Source organism: Mesorhizobium sp. M0701 (genome assembly GCF_040320365.1).
Lineage (GTDB): Bacteria > Pseudomonadota > Alphaproteobacteria > Rhizobiales > Rhizobiaceae > Mesorhizobium.
Genome location: NZ_JAMYPO010000062.1, coordinates 1 through 21,972, shown reverse-complemented (window position 1 = coordinate 21,972; position 21,972 = coordinate 1). Strand labels below are relative to the sequence as shown.

18 protein-coding genes and 4 pseudogenes are annotated in these 21,972 nt (G+C 61.4%); 15 read left to right on the top strand and 7 right to left on the bottom strand.

All coding sequences use genetic code 11. The features are described from left to right. The first annotated feature begins 21 nt into the window (after positions 1-21). The 6 genes from NKI24_RS32880 to NKI24_RS32855 all read left to right on the top strand — a co-directional run bounded on the left by NKI24_RS32880 (position 22) and on the right by NKI24_RS32855 (position 6,184). Entirely contained in the window at positions 22-1,620 is a 1,599-nt protein-coding gene (locus NKI24_RS32880) for an ABC transporter substrate-binding protein (RefSeq protein ID WP_245274882.1), read from the top strand. Between the two features lie 9 nt (positions 1,621-1,629). Continuing rightward, the gene (locus NKI24_RS32875; protein WP_352466286.1) at positions 1,630-2,565 is read left to right on the top strand and encodes an ABC transporter permease; all 936 of its coding nucleotides are present in this window, start codon (positions 1,630-1,632) and stop codon (positions 2,563-2,565) included. A gap of 2 nt (positions 2,566-2,567) precedes the next feature. Continuing rightward, positions 2,568-3,461 (top strand): ABC transporter permease, encoded by an 894-nt coding sequence (locus NKI24_RS32870; protein ID WP_023680719.1) that lies wholly within the window; start codon positions 2,568-2,570, stop codon positions 3,459-3,461. Continuing rightward, entirely contained in the window at positions 3,458-4,456 is a 999-nt protein-coding gene (locus NKI24_RS32865) for an ABC transporter ATP-binding protein (RefSeq protein ID WP_352453305.1), read from the top strand. Before NKI24_RS32870 ends, NKI24_RS32865 begins: the two co-directional genes overlap by 4 nt. Further along, positions 4,456-5,442 (top strand): ABC transporter ATP-binding protein, encoded by a 987-nt coding sequence (locus tag NKI24_RS32860; protein WP_352453304.1) that lies wholly within the window; start codon positions 4,456-4,458, stop codon positions 5,440-5,442. Before NKI24_RS32865 ends, NKI24_RS32860 begins: the two co-directional genes overlap by 1 nt. 448 nt (positions 5,443-5,890) lie before the next feature. Beyond that, the gene (locus NKI24_RS32855; protein WP_352453303.1) at positions 5,891-6,184 is read left to right on the top strand and encodes an oligopeptide/dipeptide ABC transporter ATP-binding protein; all 294 of its coding nucleotides are present in this window, start codon (positions 5,891-5,893) and stop codon (positions 6,182-6,184) included. Positions 6,185-6,393: 209 nt separating this feature from the next. Here the strand turns inward: NKI24_RS32855 and NKI24_RS32850 are convergent, their stop codons facing one another. Further along, entirely contained in the window at positions 6,394-7,410 is a 1,017-nt protein-coding gene (locus NKI24_RS32850; RefSeq protein ID WP_352493445.1) for a methyltransferase domain-containing protein, read from the bottom strand. A 55-nt stretch (positions 7,411-7,465) separates the two neighbouring features. Between NKI24_RS32850 and NKI24_RS32845 the strand changes: the two genes are divergently transcribed. Continuing rightward, positions 7,466-8,056: a TetR/AcrR family transcriptional regulator gene (locus NKI24_RS32845; RefSeq protein ID WP_352453301.1), complete on the top strand. Its 591-nt coding sequence runs from the start codon at positions 7,466-7,468 to the stop codon at positions 8,054-8,056. Between the two features lie 151 nt (positions 8,057-8,207). Here the strand turns inward: NKI24_RS32845 and NKI24_RS32840 are convergent, their stop codons facing one another. After that, on the bottom strand, positions 8,208-9,653 hold the full coding sequence (locus tag NKI24_RS32840) for a hypothetical protein (RefSeq protein WP_352453300.1): 1,446 nt from the start codon (positions 9,651-9,653) through the stop codon (positions 8,208-8,210). A gap of 158 nt (positions 9,654-9,811) precedes the next feature. Here NKI24_RS32840 and NKI24_RS32835 point away from each other — a divergent pair, with 158 nt between their 5' ends. Further along, positions 9,812-10,150, top strand: coding sequence for a hypothetical protein (locus NKI24_RS32835; RefSeq protein ID WP_352453299.1), 339 nt, complete (start codon positions 9,812-9,814; stop codon positions 10,148-10,150). Between the two features lie 48 nt (positions 10,151-10,198). On the opposite strand, the gene NKI24_RS32830 is transcribed toward NKI24_RS32835, so the two are convergent. From NKI24_RS32830 to NKI24_RS32810, 5 genes are all read right to left on the bottom strand, one after another. Beyond that, the gene (locus tag NKI24_RS32830) at positions 10,199-10,948 is read right to left on the bottom strand and encodes an amino acid ABC transporter ATP-binding protein (RefSeq protein ID WP_352466289.1); all 750 of its coding nucleotides are present in this window, start codon (positions 10,946-10,948) and stop codon (positions 10,199-10,201) included. A gap of 44 nt (positions 10,949-10,992) precedes the next feature. Further along, positions 10,993-12,048 carry an amino acid ABC transporter permease gene (locus NKI24_RS32825; protein ID WP_352453297.1) on the bottom strand — a complete coding sequence of 352 codons (1,056 nt, stop codon included), beginning with the start codon at positions 12,046-12,048 and terminating at the stop codon, positions 10,993-10,995. 39 nt (positions 12,049-12,087) lie between these two features. Beyond that, on the bottom strand, positions 12,088-13,203 hold the full coding sequence (locus tag NKI24_RS32820; protein ID WP_352590754.1) for an amino acid ABC transporter permease: 1,116 nt from the start codon (positions 13,201-13,203) through the stop codon (positions 12,088-12,090). Positions 13,204-13,271: 68 nt separating this feature from the next. Beyond that, positions 13,272-14,306, bottom strand: coding sequence for a transporter substrate-binding domain-containing protein (locus tag NKI24_RS32815; RefSeq protein WP_352747940.1), 1,035 nt, complete (start codon positions 14,304-14,306; stop codon positions 13,272-13,274). A gap of 29 nt (positions 14,307-14,335) precedes the next feature. Further along, complete coding sequence (locus tag NKI24_RS32810; protein WP_352453292.1) at positions 14,336-15,550, bottom strand: trans-sulfuration enzyme family protein; 1,215 nt, start codon at positions 15,548-15,550, stop codon at positions 14,336-14,338. Between the two features lie 79 nt (positions 15,551-15,629). On the opposite strand from NKI24_RS32810, the gene NKI24_RS32805 reads away from it, so the two are divergent. From NKI24_RS32805 to cysW, 7 genes and pseudogenes are all read left to right on the top strand, one after another. After that, complete coding sequence (locus NKI24_RS32805; RefSeq protein WP_352453291.1) at positions 15,630-16,526, top strand: LysR family transcriptional regulator; 897 nt, start codon at positions 15,630-15,632, stop codon at positions 16,524-16,526. Positions 16,527-16,888: 362 nt separating this feature from the next. Next, positions 16,889-17,602, top strand: a pseudogene (locus NKI24_RS32800) (IS6 family transposase). A 1,279-nt stretch (positions 17,603-18,881) separates the two neighbouring features. After that, positions 18,882-19,148, top strand: a complete 267-nt coding sequence (locus tag NKI24_RS32795; protein ID WP_023680946.1) for a hypothetical protein — start codon at positions 18,882-18,884, stop codon at positions 19,146-19,148. 349 nt (positions 19,149-19,497) lie between these two features. Further along, a pseudogene (locus NKI24_RS32790) lies at positions 19,498-19,925 on the top strand (UbiA family prenyltransferase); the annotation flags it as partial. A gap of 184 nt (positions 19,926-20,109) precedes the next feature. After that, a complete protein-coding gene (locus NKI24_RS32785) occupies positions 20,110-21,138 on the top strand; it encodes a sulfate ABC transporter substrate-binding protein (protein WP_352750420.1) in 1,029 nt (342 codons plus the stop codon). Next, positions 21,135-21,881: pseudogene (gene cysT / locus NKI24_RS32780) on the top strand (sulfate ABC transporter permease subunit CysT); the annotation flags it as partial. The gene NKI24_RS32785 and the pseudogene cysT, both read left to right, overlap by 4 nt. 2 nt (positions 21,882-21,883) lie before the next feature. Continuing rightward, positions 21,884-21,972, top strand: a pseudogene (gene cysW / locus NKI24_RS36070) (sulfate/thiosulfate ABC transporter permease CysW); the annotation flags it as partial.

Sequence of the window (21,972 nt, the reverse complement as noted above, 5' to 3'; positions counted from 1 at the left end):
AACACAAAAAGGGGAATGACAATGAACAACAACAACGAATTCATGCGAATAGACAGGCGCTCCTTCCTGGCGGGCGTCTCAAAACTGCTGGGAGTTTCGGCGCTATCCTCCATCCTGCCGTCAATCGTTGCGGCATCAGAGGTTAAGGACACGCTTCGCATCGCGATCGCCAAGCCCGCCGGGGATATCAATCCTCACAAATACACCGGCCTGTGGGGCGTTCAGGACCTCGTTTTCGAGCCGCTGGTTAAATACGGCCATGACGGTAAGATCGAGCCAGGGCTGGCGACCGAATGGTCGGTCGAAGACGGGGGCAGGCTGCTTAAGCTCACGTTGCGCAAGGGCGTGACTTTCCACGACGGCACTCCGTTCGACGCCGCGGCGGTGGAATGGAACCTGAAGAGGTGGATCGGACTCGAAGCGAACAACTGGATGAATTCGTCCCGGCTTTACGCCGGAACGGACATCGTCGACGACGATCACGTCAACGTCCGGTTCAAGGAACCGGTCCTCGGCCTGCTCCAGGAGTTCGCTTACGTCCGGCCAGTCAGGCTCCTCAGCCCCAAGTCGGTCTCTGGGGACGGTAGCTATAAGGCACCCGTCGGCACGGGACCGTGGCATCAAGCGACTGCCGGGAATGAGGGCAGTGCCTTCGAGCGCTTCGACGCCTACTGGGGTGACAAACCCTCTTTCAAATATCTTGAGGTAAAAGTCCTTCCGGACTCGCGCGGCCGCATGGCAGCGTTGCGCGCGGGCGACGTGGATCTGATCGGCGGAGCGTTTGTGTCGCCTTTGACCGCAACGGAAGCAGAGACGCTGAAGGGAGCGGGCATCGACGTCGTCATCGATCCCGGCACCACCACAATGATTATGGCCTTCAACACTTCCCGCGTCGAAGCGCTGAGGGACCCGAAAGTCCGCAAGGCGATCAACCTCGGCATCGACCGGGCTGCGATCTCGCAAGTGCTTTACCGCGGTCTGGCGACCTCCACTGGCAACCTGTTCTCCGAAACCGTTCCGTATTCGGGGAAGCGCTTCGATGTGCCTAGGCGGGATACCGAGACCGCAAAGTCGCTGCTCGAGGAGGCAGGCTGGGTCGGGGGGCCTGTCAGGCAGAAGGACGGCAAGGACCTTGCCATTGAACTGGTCGTTAGCGAGGAGCAAGTACCGGGGTCCCGATCCGTCGCGGAAGTGATCCAGTCCGAGCTCCAGGAGATTGGCGTCACGCTCACGATCCGCTCGGTGGATCATGCGTCGCGGCACAGCGACATTCCGGAGCGCAAGTTCGATCTCGCTTTCTTCCAGACGTTCGGCGCGCCATACGAACCTTTCGGGACTGTGGTGGGCCTGTTCCTATCCACCTATGACAACGGCGTGGACGGCAAGCTCTTCATCGACCCCGAGCACCTCGATCCGTTGGTGCTCGCCGCGATGTCCGCGCCCGAAGGCGAGATGGAAGCAGCTCTACAGAAGGTCTATGACTGGCTGCACGACAACGACGCCATCGCGCCGCTGCTCTTCGTTCCGGGCATATGGGCGCATGCCGCTCGGGTGAAGGGCTTCCAGAGCCCCGCGACCGAGTACGACATGCCCTACGAGAATATCACACTGGCGGAGTAGGATACGGCCGTGTTCGCCTTCATCGCTAAAAGGGCCCGCAACGCAGTCTTGTTGCTGTTTCTGGCGTCCGTTCTATGCTTCGCGCTCGTGGTATCCGCTCCGGGCAACGTGGCGATACTCATCGCCGAGCTGCGGACGCCGACGGCCACCAAAGCCGATATCGCCAAGGTCGAGGAGGAATTGGGGCTCAACAAGCCGCTTCTCGAACGCTACGGCTTCTGGCTGAACGGAGCGATCCACGGCGACTTCGGCATTTCCTACAAGACGGGCGAGGCGGTCGGCGCGTCCCTCAAGAGCCGCCTTGCCGCGACCGCCACCCTCGTTGCGGGCGGAGCGGTCGTGGCTTTCTTGCTGAGCCTGTTCGTCGGCTTCGTAGGCGCGCTCTGGGCACATAGGGCGCCAGACGTGGTCACCCGAGGGAGCGCTCTTCTGGGCGCTTCGACTCCGTCCTTCTTCGTCGGAGCACTGCTGGTCTACGCCTTTTCGGTCACGTGGCACGTCTTTCCGACCTTCGGGTTTGCCGGACCCGTCAGTTGGGTGCTTCCATGGCTCACTCTGGGATTTCTTCCCGCAGCAGTTCTGAGCCGCGTCGTCCGAGTTGGCTTCGAGGAGGCGATGGCCAAACCCTATGTCCTAACGGCCATGAGCAAAGGACTGTCAAGGACGAGTATTCTGGTTCGCGACGCGATCCCGAACATCGCGCCGACGTACTTGAACGCCTTGGGAACGCAGATCGGGACGATGGTCGTGGGCGCGGTCGTTGTCGAACCTCTGTTCGCTTGGCAGGGCATCGGCGACCTCTTCCTGACCGGGGTGAGATTCCGCGACTTCATGGTCGTGCAGGCCTGCCTTCTGGTCTTCATCACGTTCTTCATCATCCTGAACGTCGTGGTCGACATCTGCATTACGCTGACCGATCCGCGCCTTAGACTTCAAAGGAGCTGAACATGCAGCCAGTCAGACCACTCCTGAAGGCCATTGGCGCCTTCCCGCGCTCGGCGGTATTTACTATCGGCGCGTTCGTTCTGTTGGGACTGCTCGCACCCTACATCGCGCCACATGATCCCAATGCGCAAGACCTGCTGATCGCTGGCCAGGGCCCGACGCTCGCCCATCCCTTCGGAGTCGACCATCTCGGGCGCGATACATTGAGCAGGTTGATTGTGGCGGCTCGGACGTCGCTGGTCGGAGTCTGTCTCGTCCTTGTGTGCGCGCACGCCATCGGCATCGCCATCGGCACGATTGCCGGATACCGGCGGGGCTGGACGGACGAACTGCTGATGCGCATCGTTGACGTCGGCCAGGCAATCCCCAGCCTCATCGTCTCACTTGCGGTGATCGGCATTGCCGGAGTCAGCTACTGGAACATGATCCTCGCGCTCGCGCTCGCCTGGTGGCCGGGTAGCGCCCGCATTAGCCGGGCCGTGGCTGTCAACACCATGAACAAGCCCCACATGGAGGCCCTAAGAGTATTGGGCGCAAGTCCCGTTCGCATTTACTTTGTCCATCTTCTTCCCACGACGATCGGGGCGGTGCTCGTATATGCCACGGCCGACGCCGGAGCAGTCGCGCTCGCAATCGCAACGTTGAGCTTCCTCGGGCTGGGCATCCAGCCGCCGACGCCTGAATGGGGACAGATGTTGGTCGACGCGCTTCCATATCTCGAGTCCGATCCGCGCCAGGTCATCCTGCCGGGACTGACCCTGACTTTAGCTGTCATCGGATTCAACATCCTCGGTGAAGCGGTCGCCCTCAACAGAGTTCCGAAGCCGCTGACCTCCCGGATGCTCGCGGCCCGCCGCCGGGTAACCGCATTCTGGGCCAAGGAGGCACGGCCATGAGTTCTGAACCGATACTCCGCGTCAAAGATCTGACCATAGACCTGCTGACGGCGCATACCGTGGTCCGCCCAGTCGACGGAGTAGCCTATGAACTGAGCCGCCGAGAGACCCTCGCGATTGTGGGAGAAAGCGGTAGCGGCAAAACGGTCACCTGCTTTGCGCCTCTCGGCCTGATGCCCGTGGGCGTCCAGGCGGATATATCGGGCACCATTTTGTTCGACAGCCGCCAGCTCGTCGGATCGGACAATGAAACGCTTCGCAGCCTGCGCGGAAAATCCATTGGCTTCATTTTCCAGGACCCGATGAGCGCGCTCAATCCCGCCCGCCGGGTCGGACGGCAGATAGCCGAAGTAGCCGAGCTTCACCTCGGCATGACCGCAAGAGCTGCGGAAACCCGGGCGCTTGAACTTATCAAGATGGTCGGGATGTCCGACCCCGAAATACGCCTCAAGCAGTATCCCCATGAGCTTTCGGGCGGTCTCCGACAGCGTGTCATGATCGCAATCGCCATTGCCGCCGAGCCGACACTTCTCGTAGCCGACGAGCCGACCACCGCGCTCGACGTGACGGTCCAGGCGCAAATCCTCCGACTGCTGAAGGAAATCCAGTCCAGAATGGACATGGCCATGATCTTGATCACGCATGACATGGGTGTCGTGGCGGGCTCGGCCGACCGCGTAATGGTGATGTACGCGGGGCGCCACGTCGAAACCGGACCGACCGAGCGTGTACTCTCCCAGCCGCAGCATCCCTATACGATGGGCCTCATCGACGCAATTCCGAGGAAACAGGACGCAATCGGATCGCGTTTCCGTGGATTGCCGGGCGTTCCGCCCATCCTTGGCGCGCCGATCACAGGGTGCGCTTTCATGCCCCGCTGCGGATACGCTGTGGATGCCTGCGGCGAGCGGCGACCGCCGTTCTTGCCGACGGCAGTTCCGGGTGTGTCAGCCGCCTGTCCCGTTCTGAATATTCGGGCGAAGGAGTGCGCATAATGAGCGCGGTACTCGAAGTCGAGCATCTGGTCACCAGCTTTCCAAGCGCCAAACGTGGCCAAACGATCAAAGCGGTAAACGACGTCTCAATCCACCTCAATCAAGGCGAGATCGTCGGCTTGGTGGGGGAGTCTGGCTGCGGCAAGTCCACGCTCGGCCGTTCGATCGTCGGCTTGGAAAAACCCCAATCCGGACGTGTCGTTTTTGATGGCATCGACCTCGGCTCCTTGAGTGGACGCCGTCTGCGGGAAGCGCGTCGGGCAGTTCAGTACGTGTTCCAGGACCCCTATGCATCGCTGAATGATCGCCAAACTGTGGGCGAAGCCATAAACGAAGCCCTCATAATTGCAGGTTTGCGTTCGCAAACGGAACGCGAGGGGAGGATCGCTGAGCTCCTCAACCAAGTCGGTCTGGCGACGACGGTCCGGGACAGATTCACCCGTGAACTCTCAGGCGGCCAGAGGCAACGCATCGCGATCGCGCGCTCGCTGGCCGTAGAGCCGCGGGTTTTAATCTGCGACGAACCGGTCAGCGCGCTAGACTTGTCTATACGGGCGCAGGTCATGAACCTATTCCTCGACCTCAGAGAGAAGCTCGGCGTGTCCTGCCTCTTCATCGCGCATGACCTCGCGCTTGTCCGGCAGGCGGCGAGCCGGGTCTACGTGATGTATCTCGGCAAGGTGGTGGAAAGCGGTAGCTCGGAAGAGGTCTACCGGAATCCGAGCCATCCCTACACCCAACTCCTTCTCGCGTCTGTCCCCGAGGCTGATCCTGCCACCGAACGTCGGCGCAACCCTCCGTTGATCACGGGCGAAATCCCAAGTCCGACGAATCCGCCCTCCGGCTGTTTCTTCAGGACGCGGTGTCCCCTTTCAGTGGAAGCTTGTGCGGAGGCTGAGCCTGTGTCGCAAGAAGTAAGCTCAATGCACAAGGCGGCGTGCAGGTTCGCCGGCGACCTATTCGCGAAGCGGGTCTCGGCCGCATGATTAAACGTCAGATCTAGCTGAGCGTGCGGGACCTGATGCGTTGCGCATTCTGGTGGCGAAGCAGAGATTTGCGCTCCTTCCTTCCGGTACCGGGCCGGCAGTGAGTGGGAAAGCGCTCTGTCGGCAGCCCTGGTTACTCAGGCGGGCCGAGAGGAACCTCTTGCCGGTTATTATTCCGCTTCTTGTAGCGTTGGCTTAAGTGCCTGCCATTGCTCGTGAGACATGGTTGGCAGGTCAAACTGGTGACCGCGCTCAGACAGATATGAGATTCTTGCAGTTGAGGAGGGGTTCTCCGTAACTCGGGTTGCGAAGCTCGAATCATAGGAGAACCCCATGCAGGTTTTTGGCCTGCCCGGTATATTATACGCAACGCCGGCCGGGCGTCGCGGCTTCTCGGCGCGAAGACCCCAACTATCGAAGCAGAGAGAAGACGCGACGCGGTGGCGCGATGGCGGCGCGCGATGCGGGACGGACTGGATGCCGGGCAGGCAGCGCGGGCCGTCGGAGTGCCGCGTTCGACCCTCTATCGCTGGGAAAGCGCATTGAGGCCGACCGCCGCCGCATCATCCTCGCAGGCGACCCGCCGAGCCCGAGCAATCCACCGCCGGGCTGCCGGTTCAACACGCGCTGTCCGGTGGCGATGGATATCTGCCGGTTGGACGAGCCCCAACTGCGTCCCGTTCCTCATGGCGGCGTCGCCGCCTGCCATCTGGCTGAGAGTGATCACCGCCCGGTGATCTGACAACGAATGGCAGTTGGTCTTCCGAGAATAACGTTAAGCGCCGTCTGCCAGCGTCTGATCTCGCTGCGACGGGATTAGATTGGCCTACCACCACCCTCGCAAGGCGGGGAGACCGGAGCGGACGCGCGATTCGCGTCCGGGTGTGAAAGGTGAACTCCTGCGTGTCCAACAAGCCGTAGCGAGACGCGATGTCGTAATAGCAAGCGGCCTCAACGCTGGCGGCGGCCTCTGCTCCACCGATGCAGGCCACCGAGCAATCCGATCTTGAAGATTACGAAAAGGGCCACGAGTGCAATCACTGTGTAAGAGATCGGATTTGAGGCGTCGCTTAGACCGCGCCACGATAGCCACCAGGGCGCGCCTGCGTGCATGGCGATCAGCGCGACGATGCCTAGCACCAGGCCTATGGTGTGCAGGTGGCTCATGGCTGCAGGCCGTGCCGGGCCTGAGGGTTCTTCCGTGCCGAGAGCGACAAACCTATCGCGAATACGGGCAACGTCGGCGGCCGCCGTGGCTAGCACGAACTGCAGGTTCTTCGTGCCAACCGCGCCGCTAGCGACGATGTTGAGACCCGAGTCCCGGAATTCCGTTATGATGTCGTCGACTGTGCTGACGCCGTGATGGTGGAAGCGATCGATGAAGCCTCCATCCTGTGGCGCTTGCACGAAGTCGACGGCGAGTACGCGACCGGATGGCTTCAGGACTCTGTGTATCTCATGAGCCATCTGATTACGTCCATCGGCAGAAAGATGATGGAGCATCAGCGTCGTCGTTACGACATCGAATTCGGCATCCCGGAACGGTAATGCCTGGGCGGCGGCCTTTTCAAAGGTGACCTTCAGACCGACTCTTCGAGCCTTCGCACCCGCCCTGGTGATCATTTCCGGTGACGCATCGATCCCGTGCACGGTGCCCGTCGGCCCGACCTGCTGCTTGGCAAGTATAGCGAGCGTTCCCGTCCCGCACCCTATATCGAGGACGGACTCTCCAGGTTCGAGCTGCGTCAACCGGAGGATCTTTTCGCGAAAGGCGCGTTCGCGGCCTAAGGTGAACAGCCAAGTCATCAGATCGTAGCGTGCTGCCCAATGTATGATGCGGCCGGGCGCGCCGGCTCCGCTGTTGTTATGCCCATGTTTTCTCATCAGAGACTCCTTGGCCACTCTCGCCGGTTGATGGACATCATGTTCGGAAACTGACATGATATCCGGGAACGCGTCAACGACCATTCGCGGCAGAATGTCCGGTACCGCACGGTCCTCTGCCATCTGACCGGAAAAGCTCATGGTAACGGAAAAGACGATAGACCGCCGTGTCGCCCGGACCCGGTCGACTCTTCACCATGCGCTGATCACTTTGATCCTGAGAAAGGGATATGAAGCAATTACCGTCGAGGACATCTGCAATGAGGCAAACATCGGCCGATCGACCTTTTACGCGCACTTCACCAGCAAGGACGACCTCAAGCGCAGCGGCCTGGACGATCATCTGCGCGCCATGCTGGTCGAACGCCAGCGGCATGCGCTTGCAGCGCCAGGCGAGCTGAAAGATCGCAGCTTGGGGTTCGTGCTCGGTATGTTCGAGCACGCGCGTGAACATATAGATCTCTACCGAGCTCTGGCCGGGGGCCGCGGTGGGACTATTGTGCTCGGCAGCATCCGCGAGATTCTATGCGATCTCGTGCGCGCGGAGCTTGCCGCAAAGAAGGACAGGAAGCTCCCCGATGTCGTGCCGAACGAACTGATCGTCCAGTTCGTCGTGGGTGCCTTTCTGTCGGTGCTGATCTGGTGGCTCGACGGCGGCGCCAAATTGCCGCCGCAACAAGTCGACCAGATCTTCCGGCGTCTGGCCACCGAGGGCGTCCCGTCGGCTTAGATATCAGGCCGAAGAACTGTGAAGCAGTCAGTTGCAGTGCCGGCGTTGCCAATTCACCAACCACCGGCTTTGTTCGACGCATGTCCTTGAGGTCGCGATACACCGCCGTGAGGTCTGTCGACCAACGCCTCCGATACGTGGCTTGCGGCCGTCAGACGGCCGTCGGCGTGGACAGCAGCCACAGCCCGAAAACCGTATATCCGACCATAAAAACGGTCAGCGGAAATTGGCTGAGCGCCGCGCGGCTGCGCGCCGGATGCAAACGGAACGCCAGCCCATGCGCGACCAGAACGGCAAGTATATGGCCGCCGATGATCGCCGCCGCCTGAAAGTTCCAGATGATCCACGCTGCATCGGAGCCCATGATCACTCCCGCCCCGACATTCATGTGCGCCGTGCCGAATAGGTTCCATCCCCGATCAAACGGATCCGAAATAGCGACGAGCGCATTCTGGCCGTTCACCAGGAGGGCCGTCAGATAGTGGGAAAAATGATAGGCGAGCGCGATCGGGACGATCGACCAGACAAGGAGCCCGACCGCTTTTCCGAAAGAGATGCTCCCGGCCAACCGCTCACCGACAAACACTGCGGCGAAGAACACGGCGACAAGTGCGATAAACATCAGCACAAGACCGGCGCTGTTGATTCCGACTAATGCCGAGCGCCCCGGAAATTCGAGCGGATTGACACCATTCGCGCCCAGCCAAGAGAAGGTCTTCGACAGACCGTCGAAGGACACCGAGCTCAACGTCAGCAACAGAAAGAGCATACCGCTCGCCGGCAAGGCTTGCGCGCTCCACAATTTCGCTCCAGGCCAGCAGAGTGAGAGGGCGCGCCCCCCGCTTGGGTGGTCCGGCGTCGTTTCGACGATGGCGAAGCGTGACACCATGCGGAAGAACGCGGACAGAAACTCGCCGCGCCGGCTCCAGCCTTCGTAGCCGAAGATGATCATGCAGACGAAGGTCGAGAGCCAGTAGGCCATGAGAGCGAACGCAAGCCGCGCCGGATCTTCGGGCGCCGGATAGATCAGCTCGAACCAGGCGAAGCTTGCAAACAAAATCAACGCCGGCCAGTAAGCCAGTCCTTGTGGCATTGTGCGATCGCGGAATGCCGGGAAGACGCTGGAGAAAATGCGCCACGGCCCGTACCACGGGTTTGTCCACGACCAAACATTGCCGAATACGCCCTGAAGCAATGTCAGTCCGACCCAGACCAGCGTCCACACCGTTAGCGGAAGTGGATTCGACAGCGGATCTCGGCTGCCGAGAATTCCCGCCGCCACGAGTATGGCGAGAACCGCGAAGGCGAGCGTGCTGATCCAAATGCGCGCGGCGTCGCCGAATTGACCAATTGGCAGGCGGGATGCCGAAATGCGTTCGAGCAGCCTGGGCGGGAGGACAGCCAGAACCAGAAAACTCGCGGCTACGGCCACCGCCCCGCCCACGACATAATATCCGGTCGGCAGGAGCATGACATAGCCGCGCTCGGAAGCATGGGCAAAGGCTGGGGTTGTGAAATGCGGCACGAGGGCAGCAGCTGATAATGCGATGCCCAACGCTCTCGCAGAGATGCTTTTATGTTCGCTGTCCGCCGCCATCCATCCGTCTTGCCACATGGCATTTGCGAAGGAAAGCGGACTACTGCTCGCGCAAGTGGAGGTGCCAAAGTGGGTGCCCGACTTCGTGCTAGCCCCCAAAGCCCGCTTGGTGAACAGGCCATATGATGCAGCTACGACTTCGAGTCGAGAGTTGCGTTGTGGACGACGTTCTCGTCCTCTGCCGTCTGCTGCAATACGTGGCAGCTGTGCCTGCGCCGGCCGGCGGCGCATTATCGTCGAAACAGGACCGGAGCGCCCACCGCCAGGCGCCCGGATCGTCGACGTGCAGAAGTTGTGGGCCGAACATCTACCAATGGCCGGAACTCGCGGCGCTGTCGATCCTGTTTCGCGAACGCCTGGTGTATTCCTTCGAGAGTCGGCCGCGCTTGTTCGACATTATCTCGCGCAGCATCGAAGGCGTCGCCGGCCTGATCCTGGGCCGGCGTCGCGGTCTGGCAGGTCGCTGCGCGCTGACCAGGCCCCGGATGGATTTCTGATTTGCGTCTGCCCATCCGGCCGGCGCATGGGCTGGCGGGAGAGGTTCGCTAGTTCAGGATCTGGGCAAGAAACAGTTTGCTGCGCTGGTGACGCGGATGCGAGAAGAATTCGGAGGGCGTGTTCATCTCGACGATCTCGCCCTGGTCCATGAAGACGACGCGGTCGGCGACCTGGCGGGCAAATCCCATCTCGTGCGTGACGCACAGCATCGTCATGCCATCGTCGGCCAGCGCGACCATGGTGTCGAGCACTTCCTTGACCATTTCAGGATCGAGGGCGGAGGTCGGTTCGTCAAAGAGCATGATCTTCGGGCTCATACAGAGCGCACGGGCGATGGCGACGCGCTGCTGCTGGCCGCCGGACAACTGGCCGGGATATTTATGCGCCTGGTCCGGGATCTTCACCCGCTCCAGATAGTGCATGGCGGTCTGCTCGGCTTGCCCGCGCCGCATCCTGCGCACCCAGATCGGCGCCAGTGTCAGGTTTTCCAGAATGGTCAAATGCGGGAACAGGTTGAAGTGCTGGAACACCATGCCGATGTCACTGCGGATTACGTCGATCTGCTTCAAATCGTTGCTGAGTTCGACGCCTTCGACGACGATCTGCCCCTGCTGATGCTCCTCCAGCCGGTTGATGCAGCGGATCATCGTCGACTTGCCCGAGCCGGACGGACCGCAGATCACCAGCTTCTCGCCGCGATGGACGGTCAGGTTGATATTCTTCAGCACATGGAAGTTTCCGTACCACTTATTCATGCCGGTCATTTGGATAGCGGGCGGAGCGCTGGGATCGGTCATGGACGGAGCGCGCGTTGGGGCGGACGATAACATCAAGGCATTTCCTAGTGAGCGGTCGGGCCGCGCCGCTCCAGGAAGTCGGCGAAGCGGGCGAACGAGAAGGAGAGCGCGAAGAAGATCGCGCCGATGAACAGGAATGTCTCGGCCGCCGGCGACGGCCAGTCCGGGTCAGCCAGCGCCGCTTTACCGGAGCTGATCAGGTCGAACAGGCCGACCACCAGGACAAGGCTGGTGTTCTTGATCATGACGATGATGGTGTTGGCCAGCGCCGGGATCGCCACCCGGATCGCCTGCGGCAGGATGACGAGATATTGCGTGCGCCAGAAGGGCAGGCCGAGCGCTGCCGCAGCCTCGTACTGGCCATTCGGGATGGCCTGCAGGCCGCCGCGGATCACCTCGGCGAGATAAGCCGCGGCGAAGATGGTGAGCGCGACCAGCGCGCGCACGAATTTGTCGGGCAACAGGGCCTCGGGCAGGAACAGCGGCATCATGATCGACGCAACGAACAGGATGGACAGCAGCGGTAGTCCGCGCACCGATTCTATCAGGACCACGGCGCCGATGCGTATCGCTGGCATGGTCGAGCGCCTGGCCAGCGCCAAGAGAATGCCGACCGGGAAGGCGACGCCGATGGCAACGACGGTGAGGATGAGCGTCACCGGCAGGCCGCCCCAGGACGAGGTCGGAACCTCGGTCAGGCCGATGCCGCCGCCCATCAGCCAGAAGATCAGCACGAACGCTGCCACCCAGAGCGCCAGCAGCCGCAGGGCCCAACTGGCGGGCCGCACCGACCAGGCAAGCAGCGCCAGGATGAGCAGGCAGACGATCGCCGGGCGCCAGCGTTCGTCGAGCGGATAGATGCCGAACAGCAACTGCCCGGACTTGGCGTAGATGAAGCTCCAGCAGGCTCCGGTGGCAACCCGGCAGGCGCCTGGATTGGGGTCGAACAGCACGGCGTCGATTATTAGCCAGCGCAGCATCGGCGGTACCGTGGCGACGAGCAGAACGCCGAACAACAGCGTCAGGGCGGCATTGAGCGGCGTGCCGAACAGGAGCTTGGCTGACCGCCGCAAGGCGCCGAAGCGGATCTGTCCTGGCATTGGCTCGGCCGGAAGGGAAAGAGACACGGCCTTCATAGTTCAGCGCTCCACGATGGCGATGCGACGGTTGTACCAATTGGCCGCGCTTGACAGGCTCAGGTTGAGGGCGAGATAGACGCCGAGGATGATGAAGACGCCCTCGATCGAATGGCTGGACTTGCTGATGATGGTGTTCATCACCGCAAGGAAGTCCGGATAGCCGACCGCGATCGCCAGCGTCGAATTCTTGACGACGTTGATGTATTGGCTGTTGAGCGGCGGGACGATCACCCGCAGCATCTGCGGGATGATGATCAGGCGCAATATTTTGCCGCGCGGCAGGCCGAGCGAATGACCTGCGTCCCACTGACCGCGGCCGACCGAAAGCACGCCGCCGCGCACGATCTCGGCGACGAAGCCGGTGGTGTAGATGGTCAGCCCGATGAGGATGGTACTGAGTTCGGGCGTCAGTTCCCGGCCACCCTTGAAATTCGACCCGGTGAAGGTCGGCCAGTCGACGGAGAACTTCGCGTCGGCAAGCCATAGTCCGGCAACGCCCACCGTGAGGATCGCCGGCGCGGCCAGCGGCGGCAACCATCCTCGTCGCGCCGCCCCCCCGCCGGCGGCCGCCAGTGCCAGGGCGAGAGCAATGACGAGCAATCCCTGGGTGGCGACGTCCATGCTGACGGCCGGCACCACAAAGCCGCGCATGGAGGCGTAAACACCGGGCAGGGGATTGAGCGCTTCGCCGACCGGCGGCAGCACCTTCCACCACAGCGAGTAGAGAAAGATCAGAAGCACGATCGGCGGTGAATTGCGTGCAACCTCCACCCATACGCGGCAGGTGCCCGCCGCCAGGGGATTGCTGCTCAGCCGGGTGATGCCGACGACGAGGCCGAGCGCGGATGAAAAGACGATGACGACCGCGGAGATGAAGACCGTATTGGCGAGCCCGGTCGCGATCGCCCAGTAATAGGGGTCCCGCGACTTGTAAGTGAGGATTGCTTCGGAGATGACGATCCTTGACGGCATCGTCAGGAAATCGAAGCCGATCGGGATGCCGCGTGCCCTGAGATTGGCGAAAGTCGTGCTGACGAGCAGGGCAGCGAAGGCGGCAGCCACGGCCACCAGGGCACACTGGATGATGATCGATCTGGTCTTGGCATCGCTCAGCATTTCGACCTCGACGGTTCGCGGCGTTGGCAGGGAAAGGGAACGGCGGGCGCGTCCCCTTCATGTGCAGCTCAATCCCAAGGGAAAGGATAGTTGAGGCCGCCGTCCTTCCACAACGCGTTCAGGCCGCGCTCGACCTTCAGCGGGCTGTCCTTGCCGAGATTGCGATCCCAGATCTCGGCGTAGTTGCCCATTTGTTTGATGACGTTGTAGGCCCACTTGTCGTCCAATCCGAGCGGCTTGCCGAAACCGGGCTCCTCACCCAGCACGCGTTTGACTTCCGGACTGCCCGAGGCAAGCTTTTCATCGACGTTTTGCGAGGTGATGCCGTTGGCCTCGGCCCAGAACAGGGCATTCAATGTCCAACGCACGACGTCGAAGAGTTGATCGTCGCCGCGGGCGACCGCGACGCCATTGGGTTCGGCGGCTTTGCCGACCTTGATGATGTCGTAGTCGTCCGGGTTCTTGGCCACCGCGGCACGCTGTCCTGCTGCCGCGGTGCCGTCGGTGACGTAGGAATCGCAGCGGCCGCCAAAGAAGGCGTCGCGCGCCTGAATGGTCGAGTCGTAATAGACTTTCTCCATCGCGATCCCGAACTCTTCCTCGGTTTCCTCGATCGCTTTCTCGGTCAGGCTACCACCGCCTTGCAGGCAGACGGTCTTTCCGTCCAGCAGTTTGGGCTCGGTAATATTGTCGGCCTTGCGCACGAGCATGCCGTCCGTGTCGTAGAGATTGATCCAGACGAAGCGGACAACCGTATCGCGACTGTAGGTGATGGTGGATGTGCGCGACAGAACGTCGATCTCTCCGGTCTGCAGCGCAGGAAAACGTTGGCCTGCGTTAAGCGGCACGTAACGGATCTTCTCCTTGTCGCCGAGGATGGCGACCGCGAAAGTGCGGCAGATATCGGAATCGAAGCCGCGATAATACCCCTTCTCGTCGGGCCGGGAGAGACCAGGCACGCCCTGGCTGGCGCCGCAGCTGACATAGCCGCGTTCCTTGATCTTGTTGATAACCGCCTGCGCGCTGGCGTCCACGGCGCCCGAAGTCAGGCTGGCCAATCCTATCGCCAGACCCGTGAGCCATTTCAGAACTTGATGTTTCATAGTCATTCCCCTTCTCGTTGAGGTTCTAATCATTCGGCGGCCTTGGCGTCGGCTGCTGCGGTTCCGTTGCGCCGGGCTTCATCAAAGAGTTCGAAGGCCTGGGAAAGGTCGGCCAGAAGATCTTCGAGCGCCTCAAGGCCGATCGACAGGCGCCAGACCGGGCCGGGCTTCAGCCAATCGAGGCTGGCGCGCCCTTTGCGCGGATCGCTGACGGCAATCAGCGAATGCACGCCGCCCCAGCTTGCGCCGAGCCTGAACAGCCGCAGGCTGCGCAGGACATCGGATTGCAGTGGCGCCAGTTCCGGCCGCAGCACGAAGGAGAACACGCCCGCCGATCCGGCGAAGTCACGCTTCCAGACCGCGTGGCCGGGATGGCCAGGCTCCGCGGGATGCAAGATCTGCGCGACTTCCGGGCGTTCCGATAGCCAGGCGAGGATCTTGCGCGCGGTGGCGTCGGCATGACGCACGCGCACCGGCATGGTCATCAGGCCACGCTCGCACAGCGCGCAATCCTCCGGCGAGACCCCGTAGCCGAGGAAGCGCGCCGTGTCCTTCAGGCGTCGGAACAGCGCCTCGTCGCGCACTGAGACTGAACCCATCAGGAGATCGCCATGGCCGCCGGCGTGCTTGGAAAGCGCCTGCATGGAGATGTCGACGCCATGAGCGAGCGGCTTGAACAGCAGATGCGAGGCCCAGGTGTTGTCGGCCGCGACGAGCACGCCGGCCTTGTGGGCCGCGGCTGTGATGGCGGGCACATCCTGGACTTCGAAGGTGGCCGAGCCAGGCGATTCTACCCAAACCAGCCGCGTTCTGCCGTCGATCATGGCCGCGATGCTTGCGTCCAGCCTTGCATTGTAGGAAACCGCCTCGATCCCGAGGGGGCCAAGAAAACGCTCTGCCATGTCGCGCGCCGGGCCATAGAGCGTCTCCGGGATCAGAACCCTTTCGCCGCCACGGCAGACAGCCATGGTCGCCAGCGTCATGGCCGCCATGCCCGACGGGACGACGAGGGCCCGCAATCCGCCTTCCAGCACGGCGATATGATCCTCGAGCTGCCGGCTGGTCGGTGTGCCGTAAAGTCCGTAGCTGAACCCGTCGTACAGACGCTCGACGCGACGCTCGAACGATTCCAGATCGTCAAAGACCACGGTCGAGGCTCGCTCGACCGGCATCGCCACCGCCTGAAACGGTTCCTCGGAGCGCTTGGGAGGATGGACATGTGAAGTGTCGTCGCGTCGGTTCATGGGCGAAACTTAGCGGGCTCATCCATTGCCATCTATGACCGCAGCGATAAAGTTAATTCGCTTTTGATATGGGCTGACTATGAACCTGCGCGACATCGATGTCTTCAACGCGATCATGATCACGCGCGGCGCCGGCGCGGCGGCCGCGCTGCTGGATACCTCGCAGCCGGCCATCAGCCGTTCGCTAGCCAAGCTAGAGGCCGAACTCGGCTTCAGGCTTTTCGACCGCATTCGTGGCAGGCTGGTGCCGACACGCGAAGGGGAGTTGTTCCATGCCGAGGTGAAAGCCAACCTGGTCGGGCTCGACCGGCTCAAGCTGCGGGCGGCCCAGATCAAGGAGGTCGGCACCGGTACCATCCGCGTCGCCTCCCTGTCGGCACTCGGGCATGGGCTGGTGCCGCGCGCCATCGTAGCGTTCTCGCACCGGCATCCGCAGGTGCGAATCAGCTATCAGGTCCGCACCTCCAATATCGTGCGCGACCTGGTCGCCTCTGGCAGTTTCGATATCGGGCTCGCGGCCGACGAGGTCGATACCAGCGGCGTGCTGCACAGCATCTTCACCACGCCGCGCGCCGTCTGTGTAATGCCGAAGAACCACCGGCTGGCGCGGAAGCAGATAATCACGCCGGCCGATCTCGCCGACGAGGCCTTCCTGGCATTGTCGCCGGAAGATACGGCTCGGCTCGCGATGGACAAGATCCTGGCCGCGCATGGGGTACGGCCGCGCATCCTGATCGAAACGCCCTACGGCCTGACCATCGCTATCCTTGCAGCGAAGGGCATGGGAATCGGCTTGGTCAATCCCTCCGTCATTGCGGACGGCATGATCGGCGGTATTTTGGCCAGGCCATTCGAGCCGGCCGTCAATTTCCGCGCGCTACTCCTGCGCCCGCCGGACGGCATCAATTCGACCTTGATCACCGACTTCATTGGCGAACTCTATGCCGCCCGCAATATGCTATCGAGCGAGGCATAGGCAATGTGGCTCGCCGCCTAAACATAGACGCGACCGGTCTTGCCTCAGTAAGGCGCGGACGTCCATGGCCTCACGCAGCCTCGCACGGCGCAAATTCGTGTTCGCCCTTTAGCCGGCTTCCTCGTTTGCAAGAAACCGGACGATCTCGGCGAACGCGGAGCTATCCTGCCAGAGAAATAGATGGCCACCTTCGAACATGCGCAAGGTCGCCCTCGGGAGTCTTCCCACCATGCATTCCTGAGATGACGGTAGAGCGATCCCGTCGTACCACCCGCCACATATTAGAACTGGGCACCCGATTTGGTCCAGGCGCTCCCAGGGGCGTTGTCACGGTAACCGCGTGTCAGGGATCGCTGCGATAGATGCTGGGGACGAACACTTCGCAGATCAGCTACAAACGGCATCGGTTCCCACCCGAGATCATCGCCCACGCGGTGTGGCTGGATTATCGATTTCCGCTGAGCCTGCGTCGTGTCGAAGAAATGCTGCTGGAGCGCGGCATTGTCGTTTCCTACGAGACGATCCGTCGGTGGGGAAAGAAGTTCGGGCTGGACTACGCCCGGCGCCTGCGCCGCAAGCAGCCCAGTCGAAATGATATCTGGCACCTCGACGAAGTCGCCATCATGATCGCCGGCAAGAAGCATTGGTTATGGCGGGCCGTCAACCAGGACGGCTATGTGCTCGACGAGATCGGCTAGACCCGGCGCAACACTAAGGCCGCCAAGCGCGTGCTGACACGGCTGTTGAAGAAGCAGGGCCAGGTGCCGAAGCGCATGATCACCGACAAGCTCGGCTCCTATGGAGCAGCGCGGCGTCTAGTCATGACGGACATCGAGCACCGGTCGCACAAGGGCTTGAACAACAGAGCGGAGAATTCGCATGTGCCACTGCGAAAACGAGAGCGGATGATACAAGATTTTCGATCACCGGGGAGCCTCCAGCGTTTCGTCTCGACGTTCTCTGCAGTCCGCAATCTCTTCGTCCCGCCCCGTTCAAAACGCTCCGCCTTTCAAATCCATCTTCACCGCTTGAATGCCATGGCGCAATGGAAAGCTGCTGCCGGCGTGATCGCCTGAAATCATTCCCAAAAGTCACAACGACAGCCCATCTCCGTTTATGTGACATCACCTCTTGGGGTTGATGATGCTCCCGCGGGTCGAATAGAGGTCGCCAAAGAGGTAGCGGCGCCGTCTTTCCCGGCACAAACCAGCTCCTGCGCTCGTCGTTCCACCTCGCTCGCGGAAACGCCCCCGAAATCGCTCGACGGTCATTCGGTCATAAGGAAAGTTCGCCAAGGCACCGGGCGTGTCTTGTTTCTGAGGCGTAGAATGATGCTTGGATTCCTCCACGGTCGTGCCGTCAGCTGTTGGATCCGCAGAGCAACGTCCCGCCGGCCTAATGGTTCACACGCGAGCCAGAACTCTGGGCGCGCTGGGATTGGGCAGGCTAGTACTCCGTAATCATTCGGCGCGGCGGAGCGCAATTAGGAGTCTCACGAGTGCACCGTGGACTTGCGAAGCCCGTGAGCAAATCGCCGATGGCGGTAACGAATCCGGAAACTCGTCCCGGCTGCGTTGTTCAGCGCTGGCGCCTGATTCCTGGCCGAGGAACGCTTGCCGCGCCAACCCTGCAACCTAGATCACCTCGTGCTGCGCGACTTTATAGGCAGCACAGATTGCGCGAGCGATGGCCGAAAGATTTAAGGCAGAGATCTTGAAAACTTCCGCAGCTGAAATGGTACACGCTTACATTGCTAGACGGCACGCCTCCGTTCCGGCAAAGCTGCGAATCGCGGGGCCAATGGCAATCCGCAGGTCGGCGGGTTCGGGCAACGCTCATTGAAAAATGGGCCGCCGACTTTCCTTTTGGCTGTAAGCTCGCTTCATGGCGCTTGGACACGCTAGACTAACTCTAGCAATCAACTGTAGCGGCCACCTGAACGAGTAAGTAGCGCCATTACCGGACCCTCACCGCCGCTCTCAACAGCGGACCTTCGCTCTACGGCCGGAGTCGACCCGAAGACGACCTTGGCCCGCCGGGTCATGAATGGCAGCCCTACTCCCGCAACTGCCCTTTCCGACCCCCGCGCTGGATCCCCATATCTGCCACGCGGGCCCTTGCAGTTGTTGTCCGGCTGTTTGCGCATGTCACATGTCAATAGCCACAGCCGCGTGACCGCGATCCTGGTTCATTGAGGTCGAACCGTCCGGAAGAAACGCCCTCTCCGAATCGTTCTTCCGCGTCCTTAACGAAATAATTGACAGTCCAACCAAAACGGCGCTCCGTGGTTCGACGGGGATGGATCTTGGCACTCTTGGCGATGCCGGACTTCGCCGTCACGATAGGGAGGATGCAATGCCGACAGTCATTGGCCACCATAACATCACAAAAGGAGCGAAGCACTGGCTCGACTCGCCGAAGCGCAAAGAGCTTTTTGGTCCGCTCGGCGTGACCAACATACGAACATTTGTAGATCCACAAAATCCGACCCGGGTGGCCGTTCTTATGGACGTTCCGGACATGGACGCCATGATGAAAGCTATGCAGAGCAAGGAAGCCGCGGATGCGATGGCCTTCGATGGAGTGGTGCCAGAGTCCTTGGTGATCCTGGTCGAATCGTAAAGGTGATTGCTCCGCTGGCCAAGGTTAGAAGGGTTTGCTCAGCGATTGCCGTGCGGTTCCGGTCATTCTGGAAAGCGCCCATTATTGGCGTAGAGCCCGCTGGGCACTGGCTTCAAGAGCCGGTCCTGCGCGTGAGCGCCGCCGTTGGTCTCGGTCGTGCCAAGATCAGCCGCTACAGCTTGCGCAACCTAATGCCGGCTCAGGTCCGCAAAGCAACTATTCCGCGCGTTCACGCTGGACTTCCGCTTGCCACCCCGAGGCTGCCATTGCGCGCATACGCAACGCTGCGAATTTGGCACTTCAACCGAACAGGAAAATGCCTTTCTCTGCGCGGGATTAAGATTACTTCATGGCGACTTCGAGCCGACCGGACCTGAGTGATATTCATAGAGGTGACTGGGTGGATCGCCGGCTGCCGCGTGCATGGCGGCCCTACACGCGGCTCGCGCGGCTGGATCGGCCAGTGGGCATATGGCTGACGTTGTTCCCTGTTGGGCCGCATTGATCCAAGCGGCACATGGTATCCCCGCCGTTCAGCAATTGGCGCTATTCACCCTTGGCGCGTTTCTGATGAGAAGCGCCGGGTCCACGATCAATGACATTGCCGATCGCAGGTTCGACGGCCACGTTGAGCGGACCCGCTTTCGCCCTCTGGCAAGCGGCCAGATCGGCATGGTCCCAGCAATCGCCTTTCTGGCAATTCCGCTTGCGCTTGCGGCGTCGCTCCTGCTCTTCCTGACGCCCTACACGCGCCTGATCGCCACTTGCGTATTGCCGAAGGGCTGGCGGTTTCTAGTTATCGCGTCCGGGAGCCCAGGATCCCGAGTCACGTTATGTGAGGAAAAACATTCCTCATTTAGGGTGAAATAGGCGAGAAATTGCTTCACTAGGCCAAAAAAGGCAACATTGATCTAAATTCTATCAATTCGGTAGATTTGACGCGAGTTCAACGGAGGCGGAAATGACCAAACCTCATTTCATGAAACTGCTCGGCGCACTGGTCGCCACATCTGTCCAGTTCGGCACGCTCGGTTTCGCGTTGGCCGATACCACCATTCTCAACGTGTCCTATGACCCGACGCGTGAGCTCTACAAGCAATTCGATGAGGCTTTCACCGCCCACTGGAAGTCCGAGACCGGCGAGACCGTCGCCGTCCAGCAGTCGCATGGGGGATCGGGCGCTCAGGCTCGCGCGGTAATCGACGGCCTCGACGCCGACGTGGTGACGCTGGGGCTGCAAGGCGACATCGACGCGATCGTCTCGAAAACGAAGAAGATCAATCCCGACTGGCGGACGAAGTTCGAGAACAATTCGGCGCCTTATACCTCGACCATTGTCCTCCTCGTCCGCAAAGGCAACCCCAAGGGCATTCACGATTTTGGCGATCTCACAAAGGACAGCGTCCAGGTGATCACGTCCAATCCCAAGACCTCCGGTGGTGGCCGGTGGGCCTACCTCGCGGCCTGGGCCTGGGCCAACACCAACGATGGCGGCGATGAAGCCAAGACCAAGGAATTCGTCGGCAACCTCTATTCCCATGTTCCGGTGCTTGACACCGGCGCGCGTGGCTCGACCGTGACCTTCGCGCAAAAGGGCCTGGGCGACGTGCTGATCGCCTGGGAAAACGAGGCCTATCTGGCGCTGGACGAGTTCGGCGCCGATCAGTTCGAAATCGTCATCCCGCCGACCTCGATCCTGGCCGAGCCGCCGGTCGCCGTTGTCGACGCCAATGTCGATGCCAAGGGCACACGGAAAGTTGCCGAAGCCTATCTGGGCTATCTCTATTCCAAGGAAGGCCAGACGATCATCGCCAAGAACCACTACCGTCCGGCGAAGCCCGACCTGGTGCCTGCGGAGGATCTCGCCAAACTGCCGGAAATCAAGCGGATCAGCATCGACGATCCAATTTTCGGCGGATGGATGAAGGCGCAGCCTTACCATTTCGGCGACGGTGGTATATTTGACCAGATCTATAAGCCGGCCCAATAGCATTTAGATCAGGACGACATGACCACAGCACGCCCGCCAAGGCGGGGTGGCGGTTCAGACAGCCGAGCGTCATTCCGGGTTTCGGATTGACGCTCGGCTTCTCGCTTGCCTTCCTCACCCTCCTCATTCCGCTGTCCGGGCTGATCTGGCGCTCGGCGGCGCTCGGCTGGACCGACTTCTGGGCGATCGTCACCGATCGCCGCACCATCAACGCGCTTGAAATCAGCTTCGGCACCGCCTTCATTGCCGCCGCTGTCAACGTCGTCTTCGGCACGATCGTCGCGTGGGTGCTGGTGCGCTACAGCTTTCCAGGCCGCCGCATCGCCGATGCCATGGTCGACCTGCCCTTCGCGCTGCCGACAGCGGTGGCCGGCATCGCACTGACCACGCTTTACGCACCGAACGGCTGGATCGGAAGCCTGCTGATGCCGCTCGGCATCAAGGTCGCGTATACGCCGCTTGGCATCGTCATCGCGTTGATCTTTATCGGCCTGCCTTTCGTCGTTCGTACCGTGCAGCCGATCATGGAGGAGATCGACAAGGAGGTGGAGGAAGTGGCCGCAACGCTCGGCGCCAATCGCTTCCAGATCATCAGCCGCGTTCTGCTTCCCGGACTGGCGCCGGCCATCGTCACCGGTTTCGCGCTGGCCTTCGCGCGCGGCGTCGGCGAGTACGGTTCCGTCATCTTCATCGCCGGCAACCTGCCGTTCAAATCCGAGATCGCGCCGCTTCTGATCGTCATCGCGCCATCTCGGTCGTGTCGGGCCACATACGCGGGCTAACCAACACCATGCCGCTGCATGTTGAAATCCTTTATAACGAGTACAATGCCGC